Source organism: Pseudomonas sp. LBUM920 (assembly GCF_003852315.1).
Lineage (GTDB): Bacteria > Pseudomonadota > Gammaproteobacteria > Pseudomonadales > Pseudomonadaceae > Aquipseudomonas.
Genome location: NZ_CP027762.1, coordinates 1,400,792 through 1,413,217 on the forward strand (window position 1 = coordinate 1,400,792; position 12,426 = coordinate 1,413,217).

The 12,426-nt window shown below is 62.2% G+C and carries 10 protein-coding genes; all 10 read left to right on the forward strand.

From position 1 onward, the window contains the following. The first annotated feature begins 80 nt into the window (after positions 1-80). The 10 genes from C4J83_RS06325 (at position 81) to C4J83_RS06370 (ending at position 12,304) form a co-directional block, all read left to right on the forward strand. Positions 81-1,703: a methyl-accepting chemotaxis protein gene (locus C4J83_RS06325; protein WP_119738691.1), complete on the forward strand. Its 1,623-nt coding sequence runs from the start codon at positions 81-83 to the stop codon at positions 1,701-1,703. Then, complete coding sequence (locus C4J83_RS06330) at positions 1,703-2,215, forward strand: chemotaxis protein CheW (RefSeq protein WP_106577213.1); 513 nt, start codon at positions 1,703-1,705, stop codon at positions 2,213-2,215. The genes C4J83_RS06325 and C4J83_RS06330 overlap by 1 nt, the downstream gene beginning before the upstream one ends. Continuing rightward, positions 2,212-3,471: a CheR family methyltransferase gene (locus C4J83_RS06335; RefSeq protein WP_124416592.1), complete on the forward strand. Its 1,260-nt coding sequence runs from the start codon at positions 2,212-2,214 to the stop codon at positions 3,469-3,471. Before C4J83_RS06330 ends, C4J83_RS06335 begins: the two co-directional genes overlap by 4 nt. Then, positions 3,468-4,169, forward strand: a complete 702-nt coding sequence (locus C4J83_RS06340) for a chemotaxis protein CheW (protein ID WP_124416593.1) — start codon at positions 3,468-3,470, stop codon at positions 4,167-4,169. Before C4J83_RS06335 ends, C4J83_RS06340 begins: the two co-directional genes overlap by 4 nt. Beyond that, the gene (locus tag C4J83_RS06345; protein WP_124416594.1) at positions 4,166-6,445 is read left to right on the forward strand and encodes a hybrid sensor histidine kinase/response regulator; all 2,280 of its coding nucleotides are present in this window, start codon (positions 4,166-4,168) and stop codon (positions 6,443-6,445) included. The genes C4J83_RS06340 and C4J83_RS06345 overlap by 4 nt, the downstream gene beginning before the upstream one ends. After that, positions 6,442-7,452, forward strand: a complete 1,011-nt coding sequence (locus tag C4J83_RS06350) for a chemotaxis response regulator protein-glutamate methylesterase (RefSeq protein ID WP_106577209.1) — start codon at positions 6,442-6,444, stop codon at positions 7,450-7,452. The genes C4J83_RS06345 and C4J83_RS06350 overlap by 4 nt, the downstream gene beginning before the upstream one ends. A gap of 51 nt (positions 7,453-7,503) precedes the next feature. After that, a complete protein-coding gene (locus C4J83_RS06355; RefSeq protein ID WP_106577208.1) occupies positions 7,504-8,505 on the forward strand; it encodes a response regulator in 1,002 nt (333 codons plus the stop codon). 236 nt (positions 8,506-8,741) lie between these two features. Continuing rightward, positions 8,742-9,837, forward strand: a protein-coding gene (gene prfB / locus C4J83_RS06360; protein WP_096236834.1) for a peptide chain release factor 2 whose coding sequence is annotated in 2 segments (ribosomal slippage) — positions 8,742-8,813 and positions 8,815-9,837 — 1,095 coding nt in all. Because the reading frame shifts where the segments join, the coding sequence is not laid out codon by codon here. Positions 9,838-9,932: 95 nt separating this feature from the next. Continuing rightward, positions 9,933-11,435: a lysine--tRNA ligase gene (gene lysS, locus C4J83_RS06365; RefSeq protein WP_124416595.1), complete on the forward strand. Its 1,503-nt coding sequence runs from the start codon at positions 9,933-9,935 to the stop codon at positions 11,433-11,435. A gap of 152 nt (positions 11,436-11,587) precedes the next feature. Continuing rightward, a complete protein-coding gene (locus C4J83_RS06370) occupies positions 11,588-12,304 on the forward strand; it encodes a TetR/AcrR family transcriptional regulator (protein ID WP_106577206.1) in 717 nt (238 codons plus the stop codon). Positions 12,305-12,426 lie beyond the last annotated feature (122 nt).

Below are 12,426 nucleotides of genomic sequence, written 5' to 3' on the forward strand. Positions count from 1 at the left end.
TCCATCAAAACCCATTGATAAATGAGGGCAAAGGCTCAGCTATACTCCCCTCCATTTGAATGGCCCTTCGAGGAATTACTGTGAAGAACTGGACCTTGCGCCAACGGATTTTGGCGAGCTTTGCGGTCATTATCGCGATCATGCTGTTGATGGTTGTGGTCTCTTATTCACGGTTGCTGAAGATTGAGGTCAGCGAGACGGCTGTCCGCGATGACGCGGTGCCGGGGGTTTATCTCAGCTCGATGATCCGCAGTGCCTGGGTCGACAGCTACCTGCAAACCCTGGAATTGCTCGGTCTGCGTGACGACAAGGGCATGACCGACGCCGACAGGGCTGACTTCAAGTCATTTGAAGGGCGCATCCAGGCGCAGATGGCCAACTACCAGCAAACCATCAACGGTCGCGATGACCAGGCCGAGTTCGACAAATTCGAAGCCTTGCACCAGGCCTATAACAAGAGCCTGGCCACAGTGCTCGACGCCCTGCAGCGCAATGACCTGGTTGCTGCACGCAAGGAATTCAACGCCAACCTGACGCCCGCCTGGACGGCAGGGCGCATGAAGCTCAACGACATCATCACCGAAAACAAAACCGTCGCCGACCGTGCGACCACCGCCATCGATGAGGCGGTATCCGCCGCCAAGGTCAGCATGTTCGTGTCGCTGGCCCTGGCCATCCTCGCCGCCGGCCTGTGCGGTTTGCTGCTGATGCGCGCGATCATGGCGCCGATGCAGCGCATCGTCTCGATCCTCGGCACCATGCGCGATGGCGATTTGAGCAAGCGCCTGAACCTGGAGCGCAAAGACGAATTCGGCGCCGTCGAAACCGGCTTCAACGACATGATGACCGAGCTGACGGCCCTGGTGTCCCAGGCCCAGCGCTCATCGGTGCAGGTGACCACCTCGGTCACCGAGATTGCCGCCACCTCCAAGCAGCAACAGGCCACCGCCACCGAAACCGCGGCAACGACCACCGAGATCGGCGCAACGTCGCGGGAGATCGCCGCCACGTCCAAAGACCTGGTGCGTACCATGACCGAAGTGTCCACCGCCGCCGACCAGGCCTCGGTCGCTGCCGGTTCCGGCCAGCAGGGCCTGGCGCGCATGGAAGAAACCATGCACTCGGTGATGGGCGCCGCCGACCTGGTCAATGCCAAATTGGCGATCCTCAATGAGAAAGCCGGCAACATCAACCAAGTGGTGGTGACCATCGTCAAGGTCGCCGACCAGACCAACCTGTTGTCGCTCAACGCCGCCATCGAGGCCGAGAAGGCCGGTGAATATGGCCGCGGTTTCGCCGTGGTCGCCACCGAAGTGCGGCGCCTGGCCGACCAGACCGCCGTGGCCACCTACGACATCGAGCAGATGGTGCGCGAGATTCAGTCGGCGGTATCGGCCGGTGTGATGGGCATGGACAAGTTCTCCGAGGAAGTGCGCCGCGGCATGTTCGAGGTGCAGCAAGTGGGCGAGCAACTGTCGCAGATCATTCATCAGGTGCAGGCGTTGGCGCCACGCGTGTTGATGGTCAACGAGGGCATGCAGGCCCAGGCCACCGGAGCCGAGCAGATCAACCACGCGCTGGTGCAATTGGGCGATGCCAGCAGCCAGACCGTCGAATCCCTGCGCCAGGCCAGCTTTGCCATCGATGAATTGAGCCAGGTTGCGGTCGGTCTGCGCAGCGGCGTGTCGCGTTTCAAAGTCTGATGAGCGACCTCGCGGCTAAACGCGGCGCCGTCCCGGCAGCGAAAAAGGCGTTGTTTCTGGTGTTTCACATCGGCGGCGAACGTTATGCCCTCAAAGCCACGGAAGTGGCCGAGGTGCTGCCGCGCCTGCCGCTCAAACCCATCGCGCATGCGCCGGTCTGGGTGGCGGGGATTTTTGCCCACCGTGGCGCGCTGGTGCCGGTGATCGACCTGTGTGCGCTGACCTTCGGCACGCCGGCCCAAGCCCGCACCAGTACGCGGTTGGTGCTGGTCAACTACCAGCCGCAACCGTGGATTGAAGCGCGCTGGCTGGGGCTGATCCTGGAACAGGCCACCGACACCCTGCGCTGCGGCCTCGGGGAGTTCAAGCCCTATGGCCTGGACAATCGCGAGGCACCCTACCTGGGGCTGGTGCGTGAGGACGCCTTGGGCTTGATGCAATGGATTGGTGTCAACGAACTGCTCACCGAGCCCGTGCGCACTTTGCTGTTTTCTGCCGAGCTGAGTCTATGAGCAACGACCCGCGCTTCTTTGCCTTCTTGAAGGAACGCATCGGCCTGGACGTCGCGTCAGTGGGCGAGGCAATCATCGAGCGCGCGGTGCGCCAGCGCAGCCAGGCTGTGCAGGCGCAGACGCCAGAGGCTTACTGGAGGCATCTGCAGAGCTCGCATGATGAGCAGCAGGCGCTGATCGAAGCCGTGATCGTGCCCGAGACCTGGTTTTTCCGTTACCCCGAGTCCTTTGCCACCCTGGCGCGGCTGGCCAAGGCACGTCTGGCCGAGATCAAGCAGATGCGCGCGCTGCGTATTCTGAGCTTGCCGTGTTCCACCGGCGAGGAGCCGTATTCGATTGCCATGGCCCTGCTCGATGCGGGCCTGGCGCCGCATCAGTTCAAGGTGTTGGGCCTGGATGTCAGCCCGCTGTCGGTGGAGCGCGCCAAGCGTGGCGTGTATGGCAAGAATTCATTTCGCGGCAGCGATATCGACTTTCGCGAGCGCCATTTCACCGAAGAGGCCGACGGCTTCCACATCGCCGACCGGGTGCGCGAACAAGTGCGCCTGCAAGTCGGCAACCTGCTCGATCCGGGCCTGCTGGCCAATGAGCCGAGCTACGACTTCGTGTTTTGCCGCAACTTGCTGATCTACTTTGACCAGCCGACCCAAAAGCAAGTCTTTGATGTGCTCAAGGGCCTGACCCACCTGGACGGCGTGCTGTTTATCGGCCCGGCCGAAGGCAGCCTGTTGGGCCGCCATGGCATGCGCTCGATTGGCGTACCGCAATCTTTTGCCTTCAGTCGGCACGTCGAGCCGGTCAAGCCTGAGCCGGTATTTGTGCCCGTGCCTGCGCCGGTTCCACAACGCAGTGCCGCACCGATTCCGGTCAAGCCACGGCCGTTCAGCACGGTCAGCGCGCAGGGGCTGCCGGTCAAGGCGCCGCACACGGATGCCGGCGACTTGCTCAGCCGTATCGCCACGCTGGCCAATGAAGGCAAAAGCGCCGAAGCCCGCGCCGCCTGCGAGCAGTATTTGAGTAACCATCCGCCGGCCGCCCAGGTGTTTTATTGGCTGGGGTTGCTCAGCGATGTGGCCGGCAGCGCCCTGGAAGCCCAGGGCTATTATCGAAAAGCGTTGTACCTGGAGCCGCAGCACCCGCAGGCCTTGATGCACCTGGCGGCGTTGCTCGAGTCTCAGGGCGACAGTGCGGGGGCGCGCCGTTTGCAGGCGCGGGCCGCGCGTAGCGAGCGAGCTGACAGTGAGTCCAAACGATGAGTAGCACCGACGCGCTCAACACCGCGGGCCTGGACCTGACCCTGGCCGACACCCAAGCCATTGACGACTGCTGGAACCGCATCGGCATCCATGGCGACAAGTCCTGCCCGCTGCTGGCGGAGCATATTCACTGCCGCAACTGCTCGGTGTATTCAGCCGCCGCCACCCGTTTGCTCGACCGTTATGCCTTGCAGCAGGGCGATGAGCGCGCCTATGCCGTGGCCGAACTCGACGAAGACATCGTTACCCGTTCCCTGTTGATGTTCCGTCTTGGCGAGGAATGGCTGGGCATCGCCACCCGGTGCCTGGTCGAAGTGGCGCCGCTGCAACCGATTCATTCGCTGCCGCACCAGCGTTCCCGGGCGCTGCTCGGCGTAGCCAATGTGCGTGGCGCCTTGGTGGCGTGCCTGTCGTTGGTGGAGCTGCTGGGGTTGGATGCGACCAGCAACGGTGCCAGCGGCGGGCGCATCATGCCGCGCATGTTGATCATCGCCGCGCAGGACGGCCCGGTCGTGGTGCCGGTCGATGAAGTCGACGGCATCCACGCCATTGATGAGCGCACCTTGAAGGCCGCATCGGCCTCTGGCTCCCAGGCCAGTGCGCGCTTCACCCAGGGCGTGTTGCAGTGGAAAGGCCGCAGCCTGCGTTGGCTGGACGAGGCGCAATTGTTGTCCGCCGTGACCCGGAGCCTCACATGACCCCCGACCAGATGCGCGATGCCTCGCTGCTGGAGCTGTTCAGCCTGGAAGCCGATGCGCAAACCCAGGTGCTGAGCGCCGGTCTGCTGGCGCTTGAGCGCAACCCGACCCAGGCCGACCAGCTGGAGGCGTGCATGCGCGCCGCGCATTCGCTCAAGGGCGCGGCGCGAATTGTCGGCGTGGACGCTGGGGTTAGCGTGGCCCACGTCATGGAGGATTGCCTGGTCAGCGCCCAGGAAAGCCGCCTGTACTTGCAACCCGAACATATCGACGCGCTGCTGCAAGGCACCGACCTGCTGATGCGCATCGCCACGCCCGGCAACGACGTTGGCCCGGCGGACATCGAGGCTTACGTGGCGTTGATGGAGCGCTTGCTCGATCCGTCGCAGCCGACCGCCAGCATCGCGCCACCGCCGCCTGCGCAATCTGCACCGGCGCCGATTGTCGAAGAGCTGCCGCCAGAACCCGAGCCTGCGCCGCCCGTAACCAGCGAGCCGCCACGCCAGAACAAACGCATGACCGAAGGCGGCGAGCGTGTGCTGCGGGTCACCGCCGAGCGCTTGAACAGCCTGCTCGACCTGTCGAGTAAATCCCTGGTGGAAACCCAGCGGCTCAAGCCTTACCTGGCGAGCATGCAGCGCCTCAAACGCATTCAAAGCAACAGCGCCCGCGCCCTGGACACGTTGGACGGCCAGCTCAAGGCCCTGGATTTGAACCTCGAAGCCCAGGAAGCGCTGGCCGACACCCGGCGCCTGTTGAGCGAAGCCCAAGCCTTGCTGGCGGAAAAAACCGCCGAGCTGGACGAGTTCGGCTGGCAGGCCGGGCAGCGTGCCCAAGTGCTTTACGACACCGCACTGGCCTGCCGCATGCGCCCGTTTGCCGATGTACTGGCCGGGCAGGTGCGTATGGTCCGCGACCTGGGCCGCAGCCTTGGCAAGCAAGTGCGCCTGGAAATCGAAGGCGAAAAAACCCAGGTTGACCGCGACGTGCTGGAAAAGCTCGAAGCACCGCTCACGCACCTGTTACGCAATGCCGTCGATCACGGTATCGAAATGCCCGAGCAGCGCATGCTGGCCGGTAAACCGGCCGAGGGCCTGATCCGCCTGCGCGCCTCGCACCAGGCAGGTTTGCTGGTGCTGGAGTTGAGCGACGACGGCAACGGCGTCGACCTTGAGCGCCTGCGCGGCACCATCGTCGACCGGCACCTGTCGCCACTGGAAACCGCTCAGCGCCTGAGTGAAGAAGAACTGCTGACGTTTCTGTTCCTGCCCGGGTTCAGCCTGCGTGACAAGGTCACCGAAGTGTCCGGGCGCGGCGTCGGCCTGGATGCGGTGCAGCATATGGTGCGCCAACTGCGCGGCGCGGTGGTGCTGGAGCAGACGGCGGGGCGCGGCAGCCGCTTCCACCTTGAGGTGCCGCTGACCCTGTCGGTGGTGCGCAGCCTGGTGGTGGAAGTCGGCGAGGAAGCCTATGCGTTCCCGCTGGCGCACATCGAACGCATGTGCGACCTGGCCCCCGATGACATCGTGCAACTGGAAGGCCGCCAGCATTTCTGGCACGAGGGCCGCCACGTCGGCCTGGTCGCCGCCAGCCAGTTGCTGCAGCGCCCGCCGGGGCAGAGCAACGAGGAGACGCTCAAAGTCGTGGTGATCCGCGAGCGCGATGCGGTGTATGGCATCGCGGTGGAGCGCTTTATCGGCGAGCGCACGCTGGTGGTGTTGCCGCTGGATGATCGCCTCGGCAAGGTTCAGGATATTTCAGCCGGTGCCTTGCTGGACGACGGCTCGGTGGTGTTGATCGTTGACGTTGAAGACATGCTGCGTTCGGTGGACAAGTTGCTCAATACCGGCCGGCTGGAACGCATCGCCCGGCGTAGCCAGCAGGCTACCGAGGCGCCGCGTAAACGCGTGCTGGTGGTGGACGACTCGCTCACCGTGCGTGAACTGCAACGCAAATTGTTACTTAATCGCGGTTATGAAGTGGCTGTCGCGGTCGATGGCATGGATGGCTGGAACGCGTTGCGTTCCGAAGACTTCGACCTGCTCATCACTGACATTGATATGCCTCGCATGGACGGTATTGAATTGGTCACACTCTTGCGCCGTGACAGTCGCCTGCAATCGTTGCCGGTGATGGTGGTGTCGTACAAGGATCGCGAAGAAGACCGGCGTCGTGGACTGGATGCCGGCGCCGACTATTATCTAGCTAAAGCCAGTTTCCATGACGATGCCTTGCTGGACGCCGTGATGGAACTGATCGGAGGCGCCCGGGCATGAGGATTGCGATCGTCAATGACATGCCCATGGCAGTAGAGGCCTTGCGCCGCGCCTTGAGTTTCGAACCCGCGCACCAGGTGGTGTGGGTCGCCAGCAACGGGCTGGAAGCCGTGCAGCACTGCGCCGAGGTGATCCCGGACCTGATCCTGATGGACCTGATCATGCCGGTGATGGATGGCGTGGAGGCCACTCGGCGGATCATGGCCGAGACCCCGTGCCCGATCGTGATCGTCACCGTGGACCGCCAGGCCAATGTCAGCCGCGTGTTCGAAGCCATGGGCCATGGCGCCCTGGATGTGGTGGATACGCCGGCGCTGGGCGTTGGCAACGCCAAGGATGCGGCGGCGCCGTTGCTGCGCAAAATCCTCAACATTGGCTGGCTGGTCGGCCAGCGCGGCAGCCGGGTGCGCACCGAAACGGCGCCCCAGCGCGGCACCGGCAAACGTCAAAGCCTGGTGGCGATTGGTTCGTCGGCAGGCGGGCCGGCTGCCCTGGAAATCCTGCTCAAGGGTTTGCCACGCGACTTTTCTGCGGCCATCGTGCTGGTGCAGCATGTGGACCAGGTGTTTGCCGCCGGCATGGCCGAGTGGCTGAGCAGCGCGTCCGGCCTGCCGGTGCGCCTGGCGCGTGAGGGCGAGCCGCCACAAAGCGGTGTGGTCCTGCTGGCCGGCACCAACCACCACATTCGCCTGTTGAAAAACGGCACGCTAGCCTATACCGCAGAGCCGGTTAACGAGATTTACCGGCCTTCCATCGACGTGTTTTTTGAAAGCGTCGCCAGCCATTGGAACGGCGACGCCGTCGGCGTGTTGCTGACCGGCATGGGGCGCGACGGCGCCCAGGGGCTCAAATTGCTGCGTGAACAAGGATATTTGACCATCGCCCAGGATCAACAGAGTTCGGCGGTGTATGGCATGCCCAAAGCGGCGGCGGCCATTGATGCCGCTGTTGAAATTCGCCCACTGGACAGAATTGCGCCCCGATTGCTGGAGGTCTTTGCAAAATGATCAAACCCTCCGCGGTGCCGGCTTGCAGGAAAGTAATTCAGGTGACTGCACATGAATGATTTACAGATCGACGACATCAAGACCGACGAAAATGCCGCCATGGTGTTGCTGGTCGACGACCAGGCCATGATCGGCGAAGCGGTGCGGCGTGGCCTGGCCCATGAGGAAAACATCGACTTCCACTTTTGCGCCGACCCGCATCAGGCGATTGCCCAGGCGATTCGCATCAAGCCCACGGTGATCCTGCAGGATCTGGTCATGCCCGGTCTCGACGGCCTGACGCTGGTGCGTGAATACCGCAACCACCCGGCCACCGCGAATATCCCGATCATCGTGCTGTCGACCAAGGAAGATCCGCTGATCAAGAGCGCGGCCTTCTCGGCCGGGGCCAACGACTATTTGGTCAAGCTGCCGGACAACATCGAACTGGTGGCGCGCATTCGCTATCACTCGCGCTCGTACATGACGCTGCTGCAGCGGGATGCGGCGTATCGGGCGCTGCGGGTGAGCCAGCAGCAGTTGCTGGACACCAACCTGGTGCTGCAACGCTTGATGAACTCCGACGGCCTTACCGGGCTGTCCAATCGCCGGCACTTCGATGAGTACCTTGAGCTGGAATGGCGTCGCGCCATGCGTGATCAGACTCAGTTATCGTTGTTGATGATCGATGTGGATTTCTTCAAGACCTACAACGACAGCTTTGGCCATGTCGAAGGTGACGAAGCGTTGCGCAAAGTCGCTGCGACGATCCGCGAAGCCAGCAGTCGTCCTTCCGATCTGCCGGCACGTTATGGCGGTGAGGAGTTTGCGCTGGTGTTGCCGAACACCTCGCCGGGCGGCGCACGTCTGGTGGCAGAAAAGCTGCGCATGGCCGTGGCGGCGCTGAAAATCCCGCACATTGCTCCGGCCGAAGGCGCGAGCCTGACCATCAGCATCGGCCTGTCGACCCTGACGCCGGTGCAGGGCACGGATTGCCGGCAGCTGATCATGGCGGCGGATAAAGGCCTGTATACGGCCAAGCATAATGGGCGCAATCAGGTGGGTATCGAGTGACCTGAGGTCGTGCCCCATTCAATTTGAGAGGGGGCTTGCCCCTGATAGCGGCGGGTCAGTCACAACATCATTGAGTGACAGGCTGCCATCGGGGGCAAGCTCCCTTCCATATTTGGAACTTCATGGGGCTTGGATTGTGTACAAATCCGGCCTTTTCGCCAAGCGGGCTGCCGTTTCCGCTGGTTTGTCGTTATACTCGTCGGCTTTCAAAAGTTCGCCAACGAGTGCTGCCCGCCATGGAAATCAACCCGATCCTTAACACCATCAAGGACCTGTCCGAGCGCTCCGAAACTATTCGGGGGTATCTTTGACTACGATCAAAAGCATGAGCGTCTGACCGAAGTCAATCGCGAGCTTGAAGATCCGGCTGTCTGGAACAAACCTGAATACGCCCAGGAACTGGGCCGCGAGCGCGCTGCGCTGGCACAGATCGTCGACACGCTCGACGAACTGAACACCGGTCTGGGCGATTGCCGCGACCTGCTGGACATGGCCGTCGAAGAAAACGACGAAGGCGCAGTGGGCGATGTCGTCGCCGAGCTGGCCCGTCTCGAGGAAAACCTCGCCAAGCTTGAATTCCGCCGCATGTTCAGCCACGAAATGGACCCGAACAACGCCTACCTGGACATCCAGGCCGGTTCCGGCGGCACCGAAGCCCAGGACTGGGCCAACATCCTGTTGCGCATGTACCTGCGCTGGGCTGACAAACGCGGTTTCGACGCGACCATCATGGAGCTGTCGGCCGGTGAAGTTGCTGGCATCAAAGGTGCGACCGTGCACATCAAGGGTGAATACGCCTTTGGCTGGCTGCGCACCGAGATCGGCGTGCACCGCCTGGTGCGCAAGAGCCCGTTCGACTCCGGCAACCGTCGCCACACCTCGTTCTCTGCGGTGTTTGTCTCGCCAGAGATCGACGACAAGGTCGAAATCGAGATCAACCCGGCCGACCTGCGGATCGACACCTATCGCTCCTCCGGTGCCGGTGGTCAGCACGTAAACACCACCGACTCGGCCGTACGTATTACCCACGTACCGACCAATACCGTGGTCAGCTGCCAGAACGAACGTTCCCAGCACGCGAACAAGGACACCGCCATGAAAATGCTGCGGGCCAAGTTGTACGAGCAGGAAATGCAGAAGCGCAACGCCGCTTCCCAGGCGCTGGAAGACACCAAGTCGGATATCGGCTGGGGTCACCAGATCCGTTCGTATGTGCTCGATGCTTCGCGGATCAAGGATCTGCGCACTAACATCGAACGCAGTGACTGCGACAAGGTGCTCGACGGCGACATTGACGAATACCTGGAAGCCAGCCTGAAATCGGGCCTGTAAAAAGACTGTAGGAGCCGGCGGGACGCCCAGTCCTTGCCCGGCGATCCCCAGCCGAAGGTTGGGGAAAACGTACCTGTGATGGAATTTCAAAAGACATGAGCGACCAACAACTCGACCCGCAAGCCCTGCAACAGGAAGAAAACTCCCTGATCGCCCTGCGCAAGGAAAAGCTTGCTGCCGAGCGCGCCAAGGGCAATGCCTTCCCGAACGACTTCCGCCGCGACAACTACTGCGATGCCTTGCAGAAGCAATACGCGGACAAGACCAAGGAAGAGCTGGCAGAGGCTGCAATCCCGGTCAAGGTGGCAGGTCGCATCATGCTCAACCGTGGCTCGTTCATGGTGATCCAGGACATGACCGGGCGCATCCAGGTCTACGTCAACCGTAAAACCCTGCCGGAAGAAACCCTGGCCTCGGTGAAAACCTGGGACATGGGCGACATCATTGCAGCCGAAGGCACCCTGGCCCGTTCCGGCAAGGGCGACCTGTACGTTGAAATGACCAGCGTACGCCTGCTGACCAAATCCCTGCGCCCGCTGCCGGACAAGCACCACGGCCTGACCGACACCGAACAGCGCTACCGCCAGCGCTACGTTGACCTTATCGTCAACGAAGACGTGCGCCAGACTTTCCGCGTGCGTTCGCAGGTGATTGCGCACATCCGCAGCTTCCTGATGAAGCGCGACTTCCTGGAAGTGGAAACGCCGATGTTGCAAACCATCCCCGGTGGTGCCGCAGCCAAACCGTTCGAAACCCACCACAACGCGCTGGACATGGAAATGTTCCTGCGCATTGCGCCTGAGCTGTACCTCAAGCGGCTTGTTGTTGGCGGCTTCGAAAAAGTCTTCGAGATCAACCGCAACTTCCGTAACGAAGGTGTCTCGACCCGTCACAACCCTGAATTCACCATGTTGGAGTTCTACCAGGCGTACGCCGACTACGAAGACAACATGGACCTGACCGAAGAGTTGTTCCGCGAGCTGGCGCAGCTGGTTCTGGGCAGCACCGACGTGCCGTACGGCGACAAGGTGTTCCACTTCGGTGAGCCATTCGTGCGCCTGTCGGTGTTCGATTCGATTCTCAAGTACAACCCTGAGTTGACCGCTGACGACCTGAACGACATCGACAAGGCCCGCGCCATCGCCAAGAAAGCCGGCGCCAAGGTGCTGGGTTTTGAAGGCCTGGGCAAACTGCAGGTGATGATTTTCGAAGAACTGGTGGAGCACAAGCTGGAACAGCCGCACTTCATTACCCAGTACCCGTTCGAAGTGTCGCCGCTGGCCCGTCGCAACGACGACAACCCGAACGTCACCGACCGTTTCGAGCTGTTCATTGGCGGGCGCGAAATCGCCAACGCCTACTCCGAGCTTAACGACGCTGAAGACCAGGCCGAGCGCTTCATGGCCCAGGTGGCCGACAAGGACGCTGGCGACGACGAGGCGATGCACTACGACGCCGACTTCGTCCGCGCCCTGGAATACGGCATGCCGCCAACCGCCGGTGAAGGTATCGGCATCGACCGGTTGGTGATGTTGTTGACCAACTCGCCGTCGATCCGCGATGTGATCTTGTTCCCGCACATGCGGCCACAAGCGTAACCGTAGCGAAATCCGAAGCCGCCTTTTATAAGGCGGCTTTTTTGTGTGGCACATTCAGCCGTCAAGAGAACGGCGCCAGGTGATCGTTCCCATGCTCTGCGTGGGAATGCAGCCCGTGACGCAGCGCGTCACCTTTTAAAGGAAGATCTGTCGTGAACCGCGTAATGGCTCAAGAAGGTGCCGCCGGCATTGCTGCTGCCGTGGCTGAAAGCGTTCAGTATCAGGGCCGCAAGGCCAGCCGGCGGGGCAGCGAGCAGCGCAGGCAGGATATTCTCGATGCGGCCATGCGCATCGTTGTGCGCGATGGTGTACGAGGCGTGCGCCATCGCGCCGTGGCGGCAGAGGCCGGTGTGCCGTTGTCGGCCACCACCTACTATTTCAAGGACATCGATGACCTGCTCACCGATACCTTCGCCCAATACGTGGAACGCAGCGCCGCTTTCATGGGCAAGCTGTGGGTGCGCAACGAAGGCCTGCTGCGCGAGATGGTCGCCTATGGCGATGGCAGCCCGCAGTCGCGCTCGCAATTGGCCGATGACATTGCGCGGCTCACCGCCGACTACGTGATGCGCCAACTGACCAACCGCCGCGAACACCTGATGGCCGAGCAGGCCTTTCGCCAGGAAGCCTTGCTCAACCCGCGGCTGGCGCAACTGGTGCGGTCTCATCAGCAGATTCTGTTGCAGGGCACCGGGCAGTTTTTCCAGGTATTGGGTTCCCGCGAGCCGCAACAGGATGCCAAAGTGTTGACGGCGATAATCGGTCGGATGGAATATCAGGGCCTGCTTGGCGGGCCAGAGCCTCTCACCGCTGACGAGATGCTTGAAATCCTCAAGCGTTACATGCATTTGGTGTTGGCCTCGGTCTAGCACACCCTGTGCGCTATCCGCTTTATGTGGGCGCCGGCTTGCCTGCGACAGCGTCGCCTTGGATTACCGGATGCACCGAGGCGCCTGTATCGCAGGCAAGCCAGCGCCCACACTTGATGGAG